Annotated in this window: 19 protein-coding genes, 1 pseudogene and 1 riboswitch; of the genes and pseudogenes, 11 read left to right on the forward strand and 9 right to left on the reverse strand. The window is 59.4% G+C overall.

Annotation, left to right across the window (positions count from 1 at the left end):
• The first annotated feature begins 134 nt into the window (after nt 1-134).
• A complete protein-coding gene (pdxS, locus tag ACTQXI_RS07115) occupies nt 135-1,025 on the forward strand; it encodes a pyridoxal 5'-phosphate synthase lyase subunit PdxS (protein ID WP_441048503.1) in 891 nt (296 codons plus the stop codon).
• 20 nt (nt 1,026-1,045) lie between these two features.
• Nucleotides 1,046-1,633, forward strand: coding sequence for a pyridoxal 5'-phosphate synthase glutaminase subunit PdxT (gene pdxT / locus ACTQXI_RS07120; RefSeq protein ID WP_441048504.1), 588 nt, complete (start codon nt 1,046-1,048; stop codon nt 1,631-1,633).
• Between the two features lie 389 nt (nt 1,634-2,022).
• Here the strand turns inward: pdxT and ACTQXI_RS07125 are convergent, their stop codons facing one another.
• On the reverse strand, nt 2,023-2,922 hold the full coding sequence (locus ACTQXI_RS07125; protein ID WP_441048505.1) for a hypothetical protein: 900 nt from the start codon (nt 2,920-2,922) through the stop codon (nt 2,023-2,025).
• A 214-nt stretch (nt 2,923-3,136) separates the two neighbouring features.
• On the opposite strand from ACTQXI_RS07125, the gene ACTQXI_RS07130 reads away from it, so the two are divergent.
• Nucleotides 3,137-3,547 carry a peptide deformylase gene (locus tag ACTQXI_RS07130; protein ID WP_154517072.1) on the forward strand — a complete coding sequence of 137 codons (411 nt, stop codon included), beginning with the start codon at nt 3,137-3,139 and terminating at the stop codon, nt 3,545-3,547.
• 226 nt (nt 3,548-3,773) lie between these two features.
• Here the strand turns inward: ACTQXI_RS07130 and ACTQXI_RS07135 are convergent, their stop codons facing one another.
• Together ACTQXI_RS07135 and ACTQXI_RS07140 are read right to left on the reverse strand one after the other, a co-directional pair.
• Nucleotides 3,774-5,255: an aminotransferase class I/II-fold pyridoxal phosphate-dependent enzyme gene (locus ACTQXI_RS07135; protein ID WP_441048559.1), complete on the reverse strand. Its 1,482-nt coding sequence runs from the start codon at nt 5,253-5,255 to the stop codon at nt 3,774-3,776.
• Nucleotides 5,256-5,457: 202 nt separating this feature from the next.
• A complete protein-coding gene (locus tag ACTQXI_RS07140) occupies nt 5,458-6,315 on the reverse strand; it encodes a LysR family transcriptional regulator (RefSeq protein WP_441048506.1) in 858 nt (285 codons plus the stop codon).
• 118 nt (nt 6,316-6,433) lie between these two features.
• On the opposite strand from ACTQXI_RS07140, the gene ACTQXI_RS07145 reads away from it, so the two are divergent.
• From ACTQXI_RS07145 to ACTQXI_RS07155, 3 genes and pseudogenes are all read left to right on the forward strand, one after another.
• Nucleotides 6,434-7,345 carry a DMT family transporter gene (locus ACTQXI_RS07145; protein WP_441048507.1) on the forward strand — a complete coding sequence of 304 codons (912 nt, stop codon included), beginning with the start codon at nt 6,434-6,436 and terminating at the stop codon, nt 7,343-7,345.
• A gap of 267 nt (nt 7,346-7,612) precedes the next feature.
• Nucleotides 7,613-7,756: pseudogene (locus ACTQXI_RS07150) on the forward strand (KUP/HAK/KT family potassium transporter); the annotation flags it as partial.
• A 38-nt stretch (nt 7,757-7,794) separates the two neighbouring features.
• Nucleotides 7,795-7,956: a hypothetical protein gene (locus ACTQXI_RS07155; protein WP_441048562.1), complete on the forward strand. Its 162-nt coding sequence runs from the start codon at nt 7,795-7,797 to the stop codon at nt 7,954-7,956.
• 79 nt (nt 7,957-8,035) lie between these two features.
• On the opposite strand, the gene bsh is transcribed toward ACTQXI_RS07155, so the two are convergent.
• Together bsh and ACTQXI_RS07165 are read right to left on the reverse strand one after the other, a co-directional pair.
• Nucleotides 8,036-9,001: a choloylglycine hydrolase gene (gene bsh / locus ACTQXI_RS07160; protein ID WP_441048508.1), complete on the reverse strand. Its 966-nt coding sequence runs from the start codon at nt 8,999-9,001 to the stop codon at nt 8,036-8,038.
• Nucleotides 9,002-9,244: 243 nt separating this feature from the next.
• Nucleotides 9,245-9,664: a peptide deformylase gene (locus tag ACTQXI_RS07165; RefSeq protein ID WP_154517060.1), complete on the reverse strand. Its 420-nt coding sequence runs from the start codon at nt 9,662-9,664 to the stop codon at nt 9,245-9,247.
• A 193-nt stretch (nt 9,665-9,857) separates the two neighbouring features.
• Here ACTQXI_RS07165 and ACTQXI_RS07170 point away from each other — a divergent pair, with 193 nt between their 5' ends.
• A complete protein-coding gene (locus tag ACTQXI_RS07170; protein WP_441048509.1) occupies nt 9,858-11,168 on the forward strand; it encodes an NCS2 family permease in 1,311 nt (436 codons plus the stop codon).
• 136 nt (nt 11,169-11,304) lie between these two features.
• Nucleotides 11,305-11,970 (forward strand): alpha/beta hydrolase, encoded by a 666-nt coding sequence (locus ACTQXI_RS07175; protein ID WP_441048510.1) that lies wholly within the window; start codon nt 11,305-11,307, stop codon nt 11,968-11,970.
• Nucleotides 11,971-12,027: 57 nt separating this feature from the next.
• Here the strand turns inward: ACTQXI_RS07175 and ACTQXI_RS07180 are convergent, their stop codons facing one another.
• The 4 genes from ACTQXI_RS07180 to ACTQXI_RS07195 all read right to left on the reverse strand — a co-directional run bounded on the left by ACTQXI_RS07180 (nt 12,028) and on the right by ACTQXI_RS07195 (nt 16,582).
• On the reverse strand, nt 12,028-13,362 hold the full coding sequence (locus tag ACTQXI_RS07180; protein WP_441048511.1) for a uracil-xanthine permease family protein: 1,335 nt from the start codon (nt 13,360-13,362) through the stop codon (nt 12,028-12,030).
• Between the two features lie 122 nt (nt 13,363-13,484).
• A complete protein-coding gene (locus tag ACTQXI_RS07185; protein ID WP_441017185.1) occupies nt 13,485-14,618 on the reverse strand; it encodes a 5-methyltetrahydropteroyltriglutamate--homocysteine S-methyltransferase in 1,134 nt (377 codons plus the stop codon).
• A 148-nt stretch (nt 14,619-14,766) separates the two neighbouring features.
• Nucleotides 14,767-15,663 carry a LysR family transcriptional regulator gene (locus tag ACTQXI_RS07190; protein ID WP_427796141.1) on the reverse strand — a complete coding sequence of 299 codons (897 nt, stop codon included), beginning with the start codon at nt 15,661-15,663 and terminating at the stop codon, nt 14,767-14,769.
• Nucleotides 15,664-15,673: 10 nt separating this feature from the next.
• Nucleotides 15,674-16,582: an HAD-IIB family hydrolase gene (locus ACTQXI_RS07195; protein WP_441048512.1), complete on the reverse strand. Its 909-nt coding sequence runs from the start codon at nt 16,580-16,582 to the stop codon at nt 15,674-15,676.
• Nucleotides 16,583-16,743: 161 nt separating this feature from the next.
• A riboswitch (TPP riboswitch) is annotated at nt 16,744-16,854 on the forward strand.
• A 51-nt stretch (nt 16,855-16,905) separates the two neighbouring features.
• Between ACTQXI_RS07195 and thiM the strand changes: the two genes are divergently transcribed.
• The 3 genes from thiM to ACTQXI_RS07210 are packed head-to-tail and all read left to right on the forward strand — an operon-like array spanning nt 16,906 to nt 18,782.
• A complete protein-coding gene (gene thiM, locus ACTQXI_RS07200) occupies nt 16,906-17,745 on the forward strand; it encodes a hydroxyethylthiazole kinase (RefSeq protein WP_370450622.1) in 840 nt (279 codons plus the stop codon).
• Between the two features lie 3 nt (nt 17,746-17,748).
• Complete coding sequence (locus ACTQXI_RS07205; protein WP_427719764.1) at nt 17,749-18,090, forward strand: thiamine-binding protein; 342 nt, start codon at nt 17,749-17,751, stop codon at nt 18,088-18,090.
• The gene (locus ACTQXI_RS07210) at nt 18,087-18,782 is read left to right on the forward strand and encodes a thiamine phosphate synthase (protein WP_441048513.1); all 696 of its coding nucleotides are present in this window, start codon (nt 18,087-18,089) and stop codon (nt 18,780-18,782) included. The genes ACTQXI_RS07205 and ACTQXI_RS07210 overlap by 4 nt, the downstream gene beginning before the upstream one ends.
• Nucleotides 18,783-18,962: the final 180 nt, after the last annotated feature.

An 18,962-nucleotide genomic window follows, 5' to 3' on the forward strand; every position in this document is an offset into this window, starting at 1 on the left:
CTGACCTTATTGAGTCATTCAATCTGGTATTAGTCTGGCCTTATTATTATCTCTAACACTGAGTATTTCGCCATACCCAGCTCCCCGATAGGATGTTCCGTCAAGCAATGCACATGCCAACCAAGGGAGCAACCATGGCAGAACAGACCAGCAAGGCCGATCGCGTCAAACTCAATCGCGAGCTCGCGCAGATGCTCAAGGGCGGCGTCATCATGGACGTCACCACGCCCGAGCAGGCACGCATCGCCGAAGAGGCGGGCGCCTGCGCCGTCATGGCACTCGAGCGCATCCCGGCCGACATCCGTGCCGCAGGCGGCGTCTCACGCATGAGCGACCCCAAGATGATCAAGGGCATCCAAGAGGCCGTCTCCATCCCCGTTATGGCCAAGTGCCGCATCGGCCATATTGTCGAGGCGCAGGTCCTGCAGGCCATCGAGATCGATTACATCGACGAGTCCGAGGTTCTCTCCCCTGCCGACGACGTCTATCACATCGACAAGACCCAGTTTGACGTGCCGTTTGTCTGCGGCGCCCGCGATCTGGGCGAGGCGCTGCGCCGTGTTGCCGAGGGCGCCACAATGATTCGCACCAAGGGTGAGCCGGGTACGGGCGATGTCGTCCAGGCCGTGCGTCACATGCGCAAGATCCAAAAGCAGATCCGCGACGTTGTTGCCCTGCGCGATGACGAGCTCTTTGAGGCAGCCAAGCAACTGCAGGTTTCGGTCGAGCTGGTGCGCGAGGTCCACGCCACGGGCAAGCTTCCCGTCGTGAACTTTGCCGCCGGCGGCGTAGCGACCCCCGCCGACGCCGCGCTGATGATGCAGCTGGGCGCCGAGGGCGTCTTTGTGGGATCGGGCATCTTTAAGAGCGGCGACCCGGCCAAGCGCGCCGCCGCCATCGTCAAGGCCGTGGCAAACTTCACCGATGCCAAACTCATCGCCGAGCTTTCGGAGGACCTGGGCGAGGCCATGGTGGGCATCAACGCCGACGAGATCGAGATTATCATGGAGGAGCGCGGGCGCTAGTCCGGCAGAAAGGATCGCCCATGAGCGATTATGCAGACCAAACGGTCGCCGTGCTGGCGGTCCAAGGCGCTTTTGCCGAGCACGAAGCAAGACTATCCGAGCTGGGCGCACACTGTATTGAGCTGAGGCAGGCGGCCGATTTGCAGCAGAACTTTGACCGTCTGGTACTTCCCGGCGGCGAGTCCACCGTTCAGGGCAAGCTACTTGCCGAACTCGATATGCTCGAGGATCTTCGTACCCGCATTGTTGAAGGCATGCCTGTACTGGGAACTTGTGCCGGTCTGATTCTGTTGGCGCGCGACCTTGCCGCCCACGATGACAAGGGGACACCGCGCTTGGCAACCATGGATATACTCGTTGAGCGCAATGCCTATGGCAGGCAGCTCGGCAGTTTTCGCACCAAGGGGCAGGTAGGCGGTATCGACGGTGAAGTGCCGTTAACGTTTATCCGTGCACCCCGCATCGTCGAGGTGCACGGCAATGCCAAGGCCCTAGCCGAAGTCGATGGCCGCATCGTCGCCGCCCGTCAAGACAATCAGCTCGGCGTTACCTTCCACCCCGAGCTCGACGACGACACCCGCCTCCACGAGCTCTTCCTCCAAATGTAGGCAGAAAACAAACGAACGTGGATTTTCGGACGCATAGCAAATGAGAGTGGAAATCCCCCACTTTGAGCTTGGATGCAGGCTCAAACCGGGAGATTATCCACTCTCATGCTATGTAGTCGTTGGGGACGTTCTCAACGACTACATTGCGATAGACGGCCACGTTTGCCCAGATAATACCGACCAAAATAAACCTGTCCCTTTTTGGCAGGTTTGGATCAAGGCAACGCCGATGTTTTGGCAACGACAGCGAAAACCCGTACACGCGAGCAGGGCGCCTTGAAACGAGGCGGCATTGACCTTTTGGTCATGCCGCCGAAGTTGAAAGGCAGATTGCCGCTCTGGCGGGCTTGCAGCGTCGGCCCGTTACGGCGTTTGGTAAAATGCCGTAACTAAAAACGGTTGCCGCGGAAGCCACCGCCGTTGCGGCCGCCACGGTCGCCGCCTCGACCGCCGCGGTCGCCGCCACGGTTGCCGCCGAAGCCGCCACGGTTGCCACCGCGGTCGCCATAGCCACCACGGTTGCCGCCAAAGCCGCCGCGACCGCCACGATCGCCGCCACGGTCACCAAAGCCGCCACGGCCACCGCGACCACCACGGTCGCCGCCACGGCCACCGCGGTCGCCAAAGCCGCCGCGACCGCCACGGTCGCCGCCACGGCCACCACGGTCGTCACGGCCGCCGCGAGGACCGCGATCCTCGTCCAGACCCATGGCGACGAGCGGAGCGATAACCTTATCGAGCGCGGCCATCAGCTCGGTGGCCTCCTCGTAAGAAAGCTCGGGCAGGAGCTTCTCCTTCTTGTTGGCAAGCTCGACCAGGCCCTCAGCGGCATCCTCGGCAGCGAAGACGACGATCTTGCGCATATCGCCCTCGGCGTTGTCGATGCGGCCGACCAGATCGGCAGCCTCGGCCTCGGCCATCAGGCCATCGAGCTCACGAAGGCGCATGCCCAGCAGATCGGACATTTCCTTCTGCTCCATCTTGGGCTTGAGGTCAAGGAGCTTGATGGCGCGCTCGATGTTCGCCATACGCTCGGCCTTGGCCTCCTCCTCCTTGGAAATAGCAAAGCGACGGCTACGCAGCAGGCGGGCGGCCTTCTGCATCTTGTCCATCAGCTCTTCGTCATCGTAATCAACGGCGGCCTCGACAACCTCGGCCTCCTCCTCGGCGGAAACCTCGTCAGCAGCCTCAACCTCGGTAGCTTCGGTCTCCACGGTCTCGACTGCATCGACCTCGGCAGCCATGGTCTCGTTCTCGGTCTCGTTCATGATCTCTTCGTTCTCGGACATGAGACTCCTTCTTGGCCCTCTCGGGCATCATCGCCCCATTCGCGGGGCCCGTCGCGCACTCTTTGCGCTTTAAACATTCATGCCTCTCGGCAAAACGTTCCTTAGTTTATGGTGTCGCCATCCAATCTAGCTGCAGAATCTATGTGCACACATTAATGCGACATGTCGCGGTATCATGGCCTGAACCAAACGTGTCCACCTTAAGGAGCCCGCCATGATTAAGCCCATCATGAAATCCGAGTTCTTTTTGCGCCTGCCTTCCGAAGACGCAGGGCCCGACGATGCCGTGATCGGGCAGGACCTCCTGGATACGCTCCACGAGCATGAGCACGAGTGCGTGGGGCTCGCCGCCAACATGATCGGCGTGCGCAAACGCATCATCTGCGTAAAGGACGGCAACAGGACGCTCCTGATGTACAACCCTCAAATTCTTGAGCAGGTCAATGCCTATCAGACCAGCGAAGGATGCCTCTCGCTGATCGGCGAGCGTCCCTGTACCCGCTATCGTCGCATTAAGGTGGAGTATTTGGACGAGAACTTCGTCCACCGCATCAAAAACTTCTCGGGCTACACCGCCGAGATCATCCAGCACGAAATCGACCACTGCAACGGCGTCGTTATATAGTTCCGCGAGTCAAGGAAAATGATCTGTTTTCCTCCGTCCCCTTTGGATCATGGTAACGACGCAGGCTGAGCACACGACAGCGAGCGAGCCGCATTTGCGCCAAGGTGACGTGAAATGAGAGGGCGCTGACCTTCTGGTCGCGCCCTCGAAATTGAACGTCAGATTGGCGTGAATGCGGCTCGCGTAGCGTCAAGCGGTCCGCCGTTCGGTAGAACGGCGGAACCAATTAGGACTGGCGGTAGTGATCAAAGAAATCGGCGAGGTCTTCGAGCGACTCTTTGAGCACTTCCATGCGCGGCAGGTACACGATGCGGAAGTGATCGGGCTCAGCCCAGTTGAAGCCGCCGCCACGCGTGATGAGAATCTTCTTCTCGTGCAGCAGGTCGAGGGCAAACTGCTCGTCATCGGTGATGTTGAACTTTTTAACATCCATCTTGGGGAAGATATAAAACGCCGCACGCGGCTTGACCACCGAGATGCCGTCGATCTTGCTGAGCGCCTCATACACAAAGTTGCGCTGCTCGTAGACACGACCGCCGGGGCGGATGTAGTCGTTGACCGACTGATGGCCGCCAAGCGCCGTCTGGACGATCGACTGGGCCGGCACGTTGGAGCACAGGCGCATGTTGGAGAGCATGTTGATGCCCATGATGAAGTCGCTCATGCAGCGCTGGTTGCCCGAAAGCACCATCCAGCCAATGCGATAGCCCGCGATCATATGCGACTTGGACAGGCCGCTAAACGTAATGCAGGGCAGGTCGGGGGCGAGCGATGCAATGGAGACGTGCTCGTAGCCGTCCATGCACAGGCGGTCATAGATCTCGTCGGCAAAAATCATGAGCTGGTGCCTGCGCGCGATCTCAACGATGCCCTCGAGCACCTCGCGCGGATAGACAGAGCCCGTGGGGTTGTTGGGGTTGATGATGACGAGGGCCTTGGTCGCGCTCGTGATCTTGGACTCCATATCCTGCAGATCGGGATACCAATCGGCCTGCTCATCACACAGATAGTGCACTGGATGTCCACCGGCAAGAGTTGCGCACGCCGTCCACAGCGGATAATCGGGGCTGGGAATCAGAATCTCGTCGCCATTGTCGAGCAGCGCGTTCATCGAAAGCTGAATGAGCTCGGACACGCCGTTGCCCGTGTAGATATGTTCCATCTGAACATTGGGCAGGCCCTTGATCTGCGAATACTGCATGATCGCCTTACGCGCAGAGAACAGACCGCGCGAGTTGGAATAGCCTTCGCAGTCGGGCAGCTGCTGGCGCATGTCCTTGATGACCTCATCGGGCGTGCGGAAACCAAAGGGCGCCGGATTACCGATGTTGAGCTTGAGGATGCACTCGCCTTCGTCCTCCATACGGGCTGCCTCGTCGACAACGGGGCCGCGCACGTCATACAGAACGTTCTCGAGTTTGGTGGATTTAGAAAAAGTACGCATGGTGGTGCTCCTTGCAATTTGAGCTGAGGGATAGGGTTCGGGCTTGGAAACGTTGTGGGTCGATGATGTCTCGCCTTGATCGGCGTCACCGGCGAGCAGCCAGGTAACATCGACCTCCAAAATGCGGGCGAGCAGCTCTGCCACATCGCGCCGCGGAATCGTCTTGCCGCTCACATATTGGCTCATCTGACTCTTGCCGAGTTTTTTGCCGAGCATCTCCGATGCGCGGATTACGTCCGACTGGCGAACGTCGCGATCGGACATAGCCTGTCGCAGACGATCGCTAAACGTCTCTTGGGTCACAGGAACCTCCTTGCTGGCAAAGTTCAATTTATAGAACACGAATTGAACCAAGGTTCAATTTAGCAAGCAGTATAGCGCCGTGCTATTTCTAAAAGTTCAATTTCAAAAATAACATGACCTAAACCTCAAGATTTATCCCAAGGCGATAACGACGTGCGCCCATTTAGAGGTATTCGAGAAAACGGGCGGCGGCAAGCGAAACATCGGCCGTTCGATATATGGCGTTGATCTGCCGATGGGGATGCCCTTCGAGCGGACGCACGGCAACATCGAACTGACAGCGGCGCATGATGAGCGCGGGAAGAATGCTCACACCCAGGCCGTCCTCGACCATAGCCATAATCGCATAGTCATCCCAGGTCGACAGTTTTGAGTGCACTGCCAGTCCCGCCCGACGAAACAGCGGCGTAATCTCGTCATCGGTGCCGCGTTCCAGCAGAATAAACTGCTCGTTGGCCAAGTCGGCAAGAGAGACGACCTCCGCCGTGGCAAACAACGAGCCTGACGGCACTACCGCCATTAACTCGTCACGCACCAAAGGCAGCGATGTCATGCCGTTTTCTCGGGGCTCACGAGGGATAAAGCCCAGATCGCAGCGACCCTCTGCCACCCATTGTTCAATCTCTGAATAGTCGCCCATCAGCAACTCGTAATCGACGTCTGGATGATCAGCACGAAAACGCGCAATCACCGGCGGCAGCACGTGGGTCGCCACGCTCGAAAACGTACCGATGCAGATTTTGCCGCGCATGAGCCCGCGCATCTCATCCACCCGTCGCTGCAAGCGAACGAATTCCTCGCAGAGCGCCTCGACAGCCGGCATGAGCTGCCGCCCGTCGGCAGAAAGAGCAACACCTTCACGACTGCGGTCGAGTACCTTAAAGCCCCAATCGGCCTCAAGATCGGCCACCATGCGGCTCACGCCCGATTGCGAGTAGCTCAGGCGCTCGGCAGCACGCGTAAAGCTTCCAGCGCGCACGGTCTCCAGCAGCACCTGCATCTTTTGAATATTCGTTTCCACGACATGCCTCCACCCTTGCATGAGTTTTTGTCATGTTTTCCATGCATTAAATTCGCTTTTCTTCTAAAGCCAGTTCACCCATAGTGAGCATGCACAGATATAGAGGGGACGGCAGCGCATGAACAACGGATTGATTACGTATTTAGCAGCATTGTTGTTGTTTGGCTCCAACGGCATCATCGCTGCGGCCATCGCACTCCCGAGCTCCGATATCGTGCTGCTGCGCACTTTTCTGGGAGCCCTTTCGCTTGTCGCCATCCTCGCCATTACCCAGCGCCATAAGCTGCAGGCGCCTTCTCGCCCCCGCGAAGCCGCAGCCCTCCTCCTCTCGGGAGCCGCGCTGGGCGCCAGCTGGATTTTTCTGTTCCGCGCTTATCAGACGATCGGCGTCGGCGTTTCTTCGCTGCTGTACTACTGCGGCCCCATCATCGTCATGGCCCTCTCGCCGTTTATCTTTGGCGAAAAACTAACCGGTGGCAAAATCGCCGGGTTTATCGCAGTCGCCTGCGGCGCTTTTCTCATTGCAGCGCAAGGTCTAGGCGGCAATATGCCCATTGCGGGCATCGTCTGCGGAATCGCCTCGGCCTTCTGTTATGCATTGATGGTCATCGCCAGCAAGGGCGCGCCGCACATCGAAGGCCTCAAGAACTCCGCGCTCCAGGTGAGCGCCGCCTTTGTGACCGCGCTGGTCCTTACGCTCGTCACCCAAGGCACCCCCTCATTCCTGTCCGCCAGTATCGCCGCAACCATCGATTGGCGCGCCGTCGCTATGCTCGGCATCGTCAACACCGGCATCGGTTGTCTGCTCTACTTTAGCGCCGTCGCCAAACTGCCCGTGCAGACCGTCGCTGTCGTCGGCTACCTCGAGCCGCTTTCGGCCGTCGTGTTCTCGTCCGCCCTTTTGGGCGAAGTCATAACACCGGTCCGCCTGATGGGCGCCGTGCTTATCATCGGCGGCGCGATCTTTTGCGAACTCGCCGGTAAACGCTCAGGCGCCAAGACCGGTATCGCTCAGGCAGCACGCGTCTAAAAGTTCCCTCTTCAGTTTCAAAGCAGGAGCGCGTCCGCAGTTATTACATTGCAGCAAAGCCATACAGCGGATGCGCCCCTGTTTTGAAATGCTACCTGCGTACATAAATAATCCCCAGATGGAGATTATTGTCAAAAATTACCCGATGCGCCAAACAGCTCTTGTATGTATAAAGACGGCATAAAAGTTATCTGTCCAAGACAGATAACCGGATGTCCAAGGGAGTCCACGTGGCGCACGCCAAACTGGAGGCAAACCTCCAAGACCAGCACGGTCAAGTACGTGGTAATCGCCATGAAGGCCGACAACCACAACGAGGGCGGCATCTTCGCCCTGTTTAGCCTGGTGCGCAAAGTGGCGCCGTGGCTGATCCTACCTGCCATGATCGGCGGCGCGGCGCTGCTCGCCAATAACTCCAGCTCGAAGTTCAGATCGAGGAAGCCGAGGAAATGGATGTCGATATCTTCTCGGACGAGCTTGGCAACGGCAACGAAGCCGGTAGGGACATGAACTTCGACCCCACCGAGCTGCTCGGGAGCGTCGGCGATACGCCCGAACAGCAACAGCTCGACGGCCTCGAGAGCGAACAACTCAACGACGCCAACTTCTAACGACGTCGCGCGTCGACGACAGCGGCCCTGCGCCTCACGGGAGGCGCAGGGCCGCTTTGCATTGCAGTAAAACCGCCGGCTACGAACGACGCGGCTCGGGAACCACGAGCCTATCGGGGCTCGCGCCCTCGGCATCCATCAGGCTCACGTAGCGAATCGACGGATCCTCATACGTTGAGTAATAGTAATTGCCCGTGCGCGCGCTAAAGCATCCGGTGTAGATAGTCTTCTCGAACTTGCCGTCACCCATCTTGGACGCACCCTCGATCATCTCCACCCCCTCGAGCGAGCGGAACATGCGAATGACGTTCTCGGCCTCGCTGTCTTTTTGCGGGTAATTGGCATTGAGGTATGCCGCCTTTACAAAACGGCTCGGCGAATAGCAGTCACCCGGAATACCGCGCATGCCGGCACCCGCGCCATAGGGCTTGAGCTCGGCGCCACGCCATGTCGCCGTCTGAGGAAAATCGCTTGTGGCGGTGATATAGGTGCGCAGGTTTTCCATGTGCCACGGGAAGGTCGGCTGATTGGCAAGGGTGTCGACCGGATCGTCGTATACATGCAGACCGTCAGCCATCATCTCGACCACGATGCTGCGCCGGCTGTCGCCGATAATCCAATGGAGCAGCGACACACCCAGCCCCTCTCCGGCAGATTTGGCAACAATCACCGTGTCGCGCAGCGCAGCCTCGACCTCGTCGACCGTCGAGAACGTCGCTGCCACCCACAGGGGAAACTCATAGGCCGCGATATTGGTCTTGCCATCAACCGGGTCCTCGGCATACTCGGCATAACCGGGAAAGTTGAGCCCTGCCACAGCCAGACCCGCATCGTTACCACAGTCGAAAAACATAGGATAGTTCTTGTAATCGATGCACATGCCGATTACCGCGTGTGCCGCCGACGCATCGTCGATAAACGAATACGGGATATGGAACCCGCGGGGCATCACGCGAACCTGTTGACCGTAGCTAAAGCTCCAGTCGAGGTTGCGACCCAGATACATGTTGCCGGAATTATCGGTAAATCGAATGCTCGTGCACATGGCGCCTCCTAGCCATACGTCCTTGTTAAGCTCATTGTTACCAAACAAATAGGCGCTAAACACAAAAGCCCGGACATGACAATAACGTCACGCCCGGACCACACAAGCAAGATAAACTCAACCAAGTCAACCTCGCAGGTCGTCTAAGGGGTCAAAGTACCGCAGATTGCCACGAAAGAGGAGCGAAGCGTACTTAAGGTACGCGAGCGACGATTGAGCGGCAAGGTGCGGGCTTTGGTCCCCTTAGACCAACTTTCCAAGACAGTGATCGATCATATGCTGGATCATTTGTGCCTCAAAGCCCGTGTAGTCGCGGCGGCACTCCTTCATCTTGCCGTCGACGATCTGGTCAAAGGCAACCTTGCACTTGATATAGCGCGTGGACTTGGTGATTTCGTCGTGCGTCAGGCAGCTCTCCTCCATCTTGCTGGCGCCCAGGCCAAACACCAGACGGGGGTTGTAGAGCACGTGGGGCTCGCCGGCGTCGTCCAGATAGACGCAGACCTTCTTGGTGACGCCAATCTGGTTGGCGGCAAGGCAGCCGGCGTCCTCGAGCGACTTGATGGTGTCGATCAGGTCCTGTGCGACCGACTCGTCCTCGACAGTCGCAACCTCGCAACGCTGGGACAGGATGGCCTCGTCGCGGCAGAGCTCTTTAATCATACGTTCCTCCAAAGAGTTCAATGTAACTGCTTAAGTATACGGTACCTACACATTTTCATGCGAAAAATACCGTCCGCCTGTTACAAAGCGCCGAACTTCAACATGCGAGAAGCATCGACCTTCCAAAGGCGATATAGTAGGTAAGTTCGTGTCAATCGGCCTAAACTCGGGGCCGAACAAGGAAAGGGTATGCATGGACGAACTATTTCACGTCAGCGAGCGCAAGTCCACGATCGGGACCGAACTCCGCGCTGGACTGACAACATTCCTGGCGATGGCCTACATCATCGCCGTCAACCCCGCGGTGCTCTCGGGCGCTGGCATCGATGCGGGAGCGCTCGCCTGCGCCACCTGCCTGGGCGCCGGCATCATGACCATCTGCATGGGCATCTTCGCCAACCGCCCGCTCGCCTGCGCGTCGGGCTTAGGCGTCAACGCGATGATCGCTGGAATCACCACCACCGTCTGCGGCGGTGACTGGCACGTGGCCATGAGCGTCATCTTCCTTGAGGGCGTCGTCATCTTGCTGCTCGTGCTTTGTGGCCTGCGCGAGGCCATCATGGATGCCATCCCGGTTGTCCTGCGTCACGCCATCTCGGTGGGCCTGGGCCTGTTCATCGCCATGATTGGCCTGTGTGATGCCGGCATTATCACCGCTGGCGCCGGTACACTCGTCGGTCTGGGCGACATCACCTCCCCCACCTTCATCGTCGGCATTATCTCCATCCTGGTGACAGTCGCCCTCGCCTGCCGCAACGTCCCCGGCTCGCTGCTCATCGGCATCATCGTCGCCGTTATCGCCGGTATCCCCCTAGGTGTGACCCATGCTCCGACCGGTATTATCGCCCCGCTCGACTTCTCGAGCATCGGTGGCCCCATCGCCGACGCCGGCGGCGTGCCCGCCATCGTCAAGGTCCTTACCGACCCCACGCTCCTCGTCATCTCGTTCTCGCTGCTCATGAGTGACTTCTTCGACACCATGGGCACCGCGATGGCCGTGGCCAAGCAGGGCGAGTTCCTCACCGACGACGGCAACGTCGAGAATATCAAGGAGATCCTGCTCGTCGACTCCGCCGCCGCTGCTGTGGGCGGTTTTATGGGCGTCTCCTCCATCACCACCTTCGTCGAGTCCACCTCTGGCGCTGCCGACGGTGGCCGCACGGGCCTCACCTCCGTCACCACCGGCGTGCTGTTCATTCTCGCCGCGTTCTTCTCCCCCATCGTCACCATCGTTTCCAGCGCCGCCACCTGCGGTGCCCTGGTCTACGTCGGCTATCTCATGATGAGCGAGGCCTCCGAGATCGACTGGTCCGACGTGTCGCAGGGTTTCCCGGCGTTCATGATTGTCGCCGGCGTGCCCTTCACCTACTCCATCTCTGCCGGCATCGGTCTGGGCTTTATCGCCTACGTGATCGTCGCGCTCTTTAAGGGCGAGGCCTCCAAGATCAAGCCGCTCATGTGGATCGCAGCCCTTGCTTTCCTCGTCTACTTCTTCGTAGCGTAAGGGCAAAGCTGCCAAAGCAAAACCTCAAGGCGCAGAGTCGCATCAAGCGGCTCTGCGCCTTTCTTTTAGCGACGGTCCCTACGCCGACGTGCGACAATCGTATTTATAGATGTCGAAATGCAGAGAGAAGCTTGTCATGGAAGCGCGTCAAAAGCAGATAACCATTCATTCAAAGCATGTCGAAAGCGCGCCCGTCATTTACCTTCCCGCGGTCATGGGTGACGGCACCGAGGTCTATAGCCGTTGTCTTGAGCTTGATTGCCCGCCATTCACCCTGGTCGCCATTGGCGGGCTCGATTGGAATCGCGAGCTGAGTCCTTGGGAATGCGACGGAACCGTGCGCGATGCCGAGCCCTTTGGTGGACAGGCTTCCGAGTTTCTCGATGAACTGCTGAATCAGATAATCCCAGAGGTCGAGCCATCACTTCCCTGCCCGCCTACCTGGCGCGGCATTGCCGGTTACTCATTGGCGGGCCTCTTTTCGCTTTGGTCGCTCTGGCAGACCGATGCCTTTAACCGTGCCGCAAGCGCATCGGGGTCCCTATGGTTTCCCGGATTTCTCGATTACGCACACGGGCACACGATGCCAGCCGCGCCCAACGCCGTCTATCTATCACTCGGCAAAAAGGAGACCAAGACGCCCAACCGCATGATGCGGCACGTACTCGACGACACGCGCGCAATGAAAAAACTACTCGGCGACCGAGGCATCCCCGCGACCTTCGAGCTCAACCCCGGTAACCACTTTGCCCAAACCGGTCTGCGCATGGCCCGCGGCATACACTGGATACTGACGCATTAAAAATGGCGCCCACGCGTACGCACGGGCGCCATTTTTTGATTTAGCCGAACACAACTACTACTCGACAGTCTCCTCGAGTTCAGAAACGGCGAACTCAAAGTCGTTGCCAGGCAGAATCGCGTTGAGCACGATGCCCACCAGCGAGCCCACGGCAAGGCCCGAAAGCGAAATCGTCACGCCGAACAGCTTCAGCACGATGGCACCGGCGGCGCTGTAGGCAATGCCGAGTGAAAGCACGAGCACCAGAGCGGCCACCAGCACGTTGCGGTTGTTCTGGAAATCGACCTGGTTCTCGATGAGGTTACGGACGCCCACGGCGCTGATCATGCCATAGAGCACGAGCGACACGCCGCCGATAACGCATGCCGGCATGGCGGCGATCACGGCAGCGAACTTGGGGCAGAACGAAAGCACGATGGCGCAGCACGCGGCAATGCGAATCACGCGCGGGTCAAACACGCGCGTCAGGGCGAGCACGCCGGTGTTCTCGCCATACGTGGTGTTGGCCGGAGCGCCAAAGAGCGAAGCCAGAATCGTGGCGAGACCATCACCGAGCAGCGTGCGATGCAGGCCGGGATCGGCGATGTAGTTGCGCTCGCAGGTGGAGCCAATAGCGGATATATCGCCGATATGCTCAATCATGGTTGCAAAGGCCAGCGGCATGATGGTGATGATGGCCGTCGTGGCAAGGCCGCTATCGAACTGCGGCCCAAAGAGTGCAAACACCGTGTTGTCCCACACGACGGGAAAGCCAAGCCAGGGAGCGGCTGCGACGCCGGAGAAATCGACCTCGCCCAGCGCAGCCGCAACGGCATAGCTCACCACGACGCCCAGTAAAATCGGCACGATCTTGACCATGCCGCGACCCCAAATATTGCAGATGACGATTACGGCGACGGCAACCACGGCAACGAGCCAGTTAGTCTGGCAGTTGGCAATAGCGGAACTCGCCAGGATCAGACCGACCGAAATGACAATGGGGCCAGTCACCACCGGCGGGAAGAAGCGCATGACGCGCTTGGCGCCAAACGCGCGGAAGAGCGCCGCAAGCACCGGGTAGAGCAAACCGGCGCAGGCAACGCCCAGGCAAGCGTAGGGCAATAGCTCGGCCTCGCCGTTGGGCGCGATTGCGGCATAGCCGGCAATAAAGGCAAACGATGAGCCCAAAAATGCGGGGACCTTACCGCGTGACAGGAAGTGGAATAGCAGCGTGCCCAAGCCGGCAAACAAAAGCGTTGCCGATACCGAAAGGCCGGTGAGCACGGGCACCAGCACCGTGGCACCAAACATGGCAAACAGGTGCTGCAGACCGAGCAGGAACATGCGCGGGCGGCCGAGCGACGAAGCGTCGTAGATGGCATCGGTGACGGCGGGCGTCGAGGACTGGGACATGGATGTCCTTTCGAATGGAAGGGCGCTCGGGCATAGCGGATAACCTGCCCGAACGATACGGTCCGAACCATTGTACGCGATACGCCATGTCTCGCACGCGCCGTCACTTGCAAACGGTACCGCTATTTCCAAACACGCTCGGCAATACGCTTGACCAGCGCGATCTTTGCCCACTGCTCGCCTTCGGTCAGCTTGTTGCCAATCTCGCAGCTGGCAAAGCCACACTGCGGAGACAGATACAGATTCTCAAGCGGCACGTACTTTGCTGCCTCATGAATACGCTCGACGGTCGCGTCCTCGTCCTCGAGCTCGGCTGCCTTGGTGGTCACCAGACCCAACACGACCTTCTTACCGGGCGCAACGTACTTGAGCGGCTCAAAACCACCGGCGCGCGGAGTGTCGAACTCCAGATAGAACGCGTCAACGTCCTCATGCGCAAACAGGTACGGGGCGATGGGATCATAGCCGCCCTCAAAGGCATAAGTAGAGTGGTAGTTGCCACGGCATACATGCGTATTGATCACCAAGTCGTCAGGCTTACCCGCGATGGCGGCATTGTTGAGCGCCACGCCCAGCTCGCTCACCTTTTGCAGGTCAACCGGGCTCATGCCGGTCTTGGACACAAAGTCAGTATCGCAATAGATGCCCCAGGTGCAGTCATCAAATTGGATGTTGCGGCAACCCGCGGCATACAGATCGGCAATCACGGTGCGGTATGCTGCGGCGATGGCATCGGCGAGCTCTTCGTCGGTCTTGTAGACGGCGCGCAGGCTCTCCTGCTGGCCATCGCAGCGGTCGAGCGTGACTTCGGAGAACGTCTGGATCGGCGCCGGAATGGTTTGCCGCGCAACCTGGCCCTCCCCCTCGAGCGCCTTGACAAACTTGAAGTGCTCGACGAACGGATGGTTCTCGCCGCTAATAGGCCCGGTCACCACGGCGGTGTCGGCGGTAGTCTCCTCATCGTGGAACATATAGCCCGTACGCGAGGTGCGGCGCTCGATGCCGTTGAGACCCCACATAAAATCGAGGTGCCAGTAGCTGCGGCGGAACTCGCCGTCGGTGATGACCTGCAGGCCGGCGGCCTTTTGCTTTGCCACCAAATCGCGAATGGCCTCGTCCTCGACTGCCTTAAGTCCCTCGGCATCAAGCGCGCCTGCCGCATAGGCAGCGCGGGCGTCCTTTACGGCCTGCGGACGAAGAAAACTGCCGACGATATCGGCGCGAAACGGCGCTTTGAGCTGGGTGGAATTGCTCATAGGAATCTCCTTTTGCATGGACTGCTTTAGCGAGAAAGAGTATGAGCGCACTCCTGGTTATCGTAAAATATGCGTTTATATATGTTTGCCATATAGTTTTCCTATATCCATTTCGACAGCTCAAGACAGCAACATCAAACGCTACCGGTTAGATATGCCTCCGGATGGCCTCGACATAAGCCTGTCCATAGCGCGTGAGCGTCGTATTCTTGCGCGTGATAATGCCGATCTCCATGTATTCATCCACATCGAGCGGAATCGAGATAATACCGGGACCATTAAGCTCGTGGCTAATCACGCCCGAACACACCGTGTAGCCGTTGAGACCCATGGCTAGGTTGAACAAGGTCGCACGGTCGCGCACGCGGATATTCTTGCGGCGCTCAAACGTCGAGGTCAGTTCCTCGGAATAGTAAAACGAGTTGTAGCTGCCTTGCTCGTAGGATAGGAACGGATAGTCTTCCAAGTCCTCGAGCGTCACGCTGGCGTGGTCCGCCAGTGGATGGTCGGCGCATACAAAGACGTGCGGCGTGGCGCAGAAGAGTCCTTCGAATACGAGCTCGTTGGCCGCCAGCATGCGCTCGATAACCTCGCGGTTATGTTCGGATAAGTACAGAATGCCCAGTTCACTCTTCATGTGCGCGACATCTTCGATGATCTCGTGAGTCTGTTCCTCGCGCAGGGTAAAGTCGTAGCGCGCTGCATCGAACTCACGGATCACGTCGACAAACGCATTAACGGCAAAGGAATAATGCTGACAGCTCACACTAAAGTGCGGCACTTGCTCGGATGCACCCTTGTACTTACCCTCGAGCAGGTCGGCCTGATCGAGTACCTGGCGCGCGTAGCCCAAGAATGTCTCGCCTTCCTCGGACACAATGACGCCCTTGTTGGTGCGCTCAAAGATGTGCACACCCATCTCGTTTTCGAGATCGCGAATCGAGGCGGTAATCGAAGGCTGCGACACAAAGAGCCGGCGCGAGGCCTCGGTGATGCTGCCGCATTCGGCAACCTTAACAACATACCTGAGCTGCTGAAGCTTCATGACTTTCTCCCTAGACGTTCGTGACGCCAAGACCCGTCGCGTCCATCTGGCGCATAAACGACGGCATCTCCCCCGCCGCGGCGCAGGCGGCAATCTGATGCAGAGCCCCGGCAACCGCATCGTCTGCCGCGGCGCCGATATGCCAACGCGCGGCAGCCGTGACGGCCTCATTGGCATTGGCGACTGCAACGGAGTTGGGAACGGCATTAATCATGGGCAGATCGTTATCGGAATCGCCGAACACCGCCACCTCGTCGGGCGTCAGGCCCAAAGCACGCGCCAGCTCCAGCGTGGCACAGCCCTTGTCCCAACCAGCCGGCAAGATATCGAAAAGGCGCACGCGGCTGTTGGGAAACACGAGCGAGAGTTCCGGCACCTCGGCGGCAACGCGCTCGCGTAGCTCCGCGAGCCCCTCACGCGAACGGGCACTCCAGATATTCGCCTTGAACACCGGCGCGTCACCGACAACGGGACGGCACGGGGCCTCTTCGCCTTTGAGCCACGCATTGCCGCCCGACTCCATAGCGCGACGCACGCGCTCGGGATCGCTCGTCACGCAATAGGCGTCATTGTCCCAAAAGTCATCACCCAAGCTGTAGACCTTCAGATAGGTATCATCGGTCTCTTGCTCCAAGTAGTCAGCCAAGCGAATAAGGGCGGCGTTATCGGTCGCATGCGAGGCTATCACCTCGCCGTCGACAAACATGACCTGGCCGTTGCAGAACGCACCGGTCGAGAAGCACTCGGAACGATTACGAAACATCCAGCCCATCGCGGAAGGCTGACGGCCCGAAACCGGGCCAAAGTGCAGGCCCGCCGCCTGCATGGCATGAATACCCTCGATGGCGTAGTCGCTGGCGCCGTCATGCCCGGCTGGAATCAACGTATCGTCCATATCGGTCAGCACAAGTTTGATCATAGAGTCCCCCAGTCATTTTCACCGTATCCATTGTAGCGACCTGCCAATAAGGGACAGGTTTATTTTGGCAGGTTTTATCTGGGAAAATGCAACGCCCCAGTTGCCACCTGCCAAAATAAACCTGTCCCTTTTTGGCAGGTGCGCTAGTATAGGGAACAACAGATTCGATGCGGGAGTGCCGGCGGTGCAAACCACAAGGCTGAGAGGGCATGGGGCCCAATCCTTTGAACCTGTCAGTTAATGCTGGCGTAGGGAGCATGCCGCCTTTACAGGGGCGCTGTCTATGCACAGCGCCCCTTTTCTATGCCAAGGAGGCATGTGCAGTGATTGATTCGAAACAGCTTAAACAAAATGTGGTCAAGGCCGTGGAGGAGATTCGCGCCACCAACCCGATGGCCGGCTCCATCACCAACACGGTGACGATCGACTTTGTCGCCAACGCGCAGCTCGCCGTAGGCGGTTCGGCCGCCATGGTCTATCTGCCCGACGAGGGCGAGGCGCTCGTTGCCGGCGGCGGTGCCATCTATCTCAACATGGGCACGCTCTTCCCCATCTACGAGCAGACGATTCCCCGTGCGGCCAAAGCGGCACACGACGCCGGCAAACCCTGGGTGCTCGATCCGGTGGGCCTGGGCATCGGTAGCCTGCGCACCCAGCTGGTAAACGAGCTCAAGCAGTACAAGCCCGCCATCGTGCGCGGCAACGCCTCCGAGATCATCGCGCTCGCCGGCCTGTGGGGTCTTGAAGGCGAGGCGGCTGACCTGAGCCGCGTGCGCGGTGTCGATACCACCGATACGGTCGACGCCGCCCGCGGCGCTGCCGTGGCACTCGCCCGCTACACCGGCGGCGCCGTAGTGGTCTCGGGCGAAGTCGACCTGATTACCGACGGCACGACCGTGGCCAAGTCCCACGGCGGCAGCCCGCTCATGTCCAAGATTACCGGCTGTGGCTGCTCGCAGGGCGGAGTCCTGGCCGTGTACGCTTGCGCCGCCGATCCGTTTACGGCAGCCATCTGCGGTACCGCTGTCTACAACGTTGCCGGCACGCGTGCCGCCGCTGTCGCTGATGCCCCGGCAAGCTTTAAGGTCGCCTTTATCGACGAACTCTACCGCGCGACCGCTCAGGATATTGCGAATAACCACCTCGAGCTCGAGGAGGCATAAGCCATGTCCGAACCCGCAACCGCTGCCGACATGAACACGCTCGTCGCCGTAGCCATCGCCCCGTGCGGCACAGGCGACGAGCTGTCCGCCGAGGTCGCCGAGGTCGTGCGCGTCATTCGCGAGAGCGGCCTTCCCAACCGCACCACCTCGATGTTCACCGAGATCGAGGGCGACTGGGACGAGGTCATGCAGGTCGTACGCGACGCAACCTTTGTGTTGGCAAGCAAGGGCATCCGCACCGAAGTCGTGCTCAAAGCCGATATTCGACCCGGTTTTACCGACACCATGACCGGCAAACTCGAGCGCATGGAAGCTCAGATCAAAAAGCAGGAGGAAGCACGATGAGCATCCGCGATAACCTTGATATCTCGGCCTATCTGGTACTCGGCCCCGAAAACACGCTGGGACGTCCCGTGGGCGATGTGGTAGCGCAGGCGCTCGATGCCGGCTTTACCTGCATCCAGGTGCGCTCCAAGGTGGCAAGTGCCCGCGAGATCATCGCGCTGACGGGCGACGCCGCGCAGGCTATCGCTCGCGCCGGCAAGACCGGCAAGGTCGCCCTGCTTATCGACGACCGTCTGGACTGCGTACTCGCCGCACGCGAACAGGGTATCGCCGTCGACGGCGTGCATGTGGGCCAGAGCGATATTCCCGTCGAGGTCTGCCGCAAGCTTCTGGGCCCCGATGCCATCGTGGGCCTTTCGGCCCGTTGCGAGGAAATGCTCGAGTACGTCAAGACCGCCGACATGAGCCTAGTCGACTACCTGGGCATCGGCCCGCTCCACGAGACCGAGACCAAGCGCGACTGTGGACGCGCGGCAGATGGCTCCATCATCACCAAGAGCTTTGAGGACCTGGCCGCGCTCCATGAGGCAAGCCCCGTTCCCATCGTGGTCGGCGGCGGCGTCAAAAAAGCCGATCTGCCGCAGCTCAAGGCCACCGGCGTCGAGGGCTTCTTTGTGGTGAGCGCCGTCTGCAGCGCTGACGACCCCCATGCCGCAGCCAAGGAGCTTGTCGACACCTGGCAGCAGGCATAGGCATAGGCCGAGCAGCTGATTCGCAGCCTCATATCTTCAATAGCGGAAAGCGCATCCCAGTTTGGACCTGGGACTGCGGACAAAAAGTTGGACCGTTGAGGTCCGGAACGGAGTCCGCATGGCATACAGTAGGAGAATGGTGGAGAGGGCCAGGGCGCTTCGCGGCGCCGGGCTCACCGT

The sequence above is a fragment of the Collinsella sp. LCP19S3_C9 genome (genome assembly GCF_052121575.1).
Lineage (GTDB): Bacteria > Actinomycetota > Coriobacteriia > Coriobacteriales > Coriobacteriaceae > Collinsella.

Excerpts from the sequence above, each read along its gene's own strand:
- ACTQXI_RS07125 (WP_441048505.1), bottom strand. The coding sequence starts at position 2,922 with ATGTCCGAGAACGAAGAGATCATGAACGAGACCGAGAACGAGACCATG.
- ACTQXI_RS07205 (WP_427719764.1), top strand. The coding sequence starts at position 17,749 with ATGTCCGAACCCGCAACCGCTGCCGACATGAACACGCTCGTCGCCGTA.
- ACTQXI_RS07175 (WP_441048510.1), top strand. The coding sequence starts at position 11,305 with ATGGAAGCGCGTCAAAAGCAGATAACCATTCATTCAAAGCATGTCGAA.
- ACTQXI_RS07180 (WP_441048511.1), bottom strand. The coding sequence starts at position 13,362 with ATGTCCCAGTCCTCGACGCCCGCCGTCACCGATGCCATCTACGACGCT.
- pdxS (WP_441048503.1), top strand. The coding sequence starts at position 135 with ATGGCAGAACAGACCAGCAAGGCCGATCGCGTCAAACTCAATCGCGAG.
- ACTQXI_RS07190 (WP_427796141.1), bottom strand. The coding sequence starts at position 15,663 with ATGAAGCTTCAGCAGCTCAGGTATGTTGTTAAGGTTGCCGAATGCGGC.
- ACTQXI_RS07165 (WP_154517060.1), bottom strand. The coding sequence starts at position 9,664 with ATGATTAAAGAGCTCTGCCGCGACGAGGCCATCCTGTCCCAGCGTTGC.
- ACTQXI_RS07170 (WP_441048509.1), top strand. The coding sequence starts at position 9,858 with ATGGACGAACTATTTCACGTCAGCGAGCGCAAGTCCACGATCGGGACC.
- ACTQXI_RS07145 (WP_441048507.1), top strand. The coding sequence starts at position 6,434 with ATGAACAACGGATTGATTACGTATTTAGCAGCATTGTTGTTGTTTGGC.
- bsh (WP_441048508.1), bottom strand. The coding sequence starts at position 9,001 with ATGTGCACGAGCATTCGATTTACCGATAATTCCGGCAACATGTATCTG.
- pdxT (WP_441048504.1), top strand. The coding sequence starts at position 1,046 with ATGAGCGATTATGCAGACCAAACGGTCGCCGTGCTGGCGGTCCAAGGC.
- ACTQXI_RS07195 (WP_441048512.1), bottom strand. The coding sequence starts at position 16,582 with ATGATCAAACTTGTGCTGACCGATATGGACGATACGTTGATTCCAGCC.
- ACTQXI_RS07185 (WP_441017185.1), bottom strand. The coding sequence starts at position 14,618 with ATGAGCAATTCCACCCAGCTCAAAGCGCCGTTTCGCGCCGATATCGTC.
- ACTQXI_RS07155 (WP_441048562.1), top strand. The coding sequence starts at position 7,795 with ATGGATGTCGATATCTTCTCGGACGAGCTTGGCAACGGCAACGAAGCC.
- ACTQXI_RS07135 (WP_441048559.1), bottom strand. The coding sequence starts at position 5,255 with ATGTCCGATCGCGACGTTCGCCAGTCGGACGTAATCCGCGCATCGGAG.
- ACTQXI_RS07210 (WP_441048513.1), top strand. The coding sequence starts at position 18,087 with ATGAGCATCCGCGATAACCTTGATATCTCGGCCTATCTGGTACTCGGC.
- ACTQXI_RS07130 (WP_154517072.1), top strand. The coding sequence starts at position 3,137 with ATGATTAAGCCCATCATGAAATCCGAGTTCTTTTTGCGCCTGCCTTCC.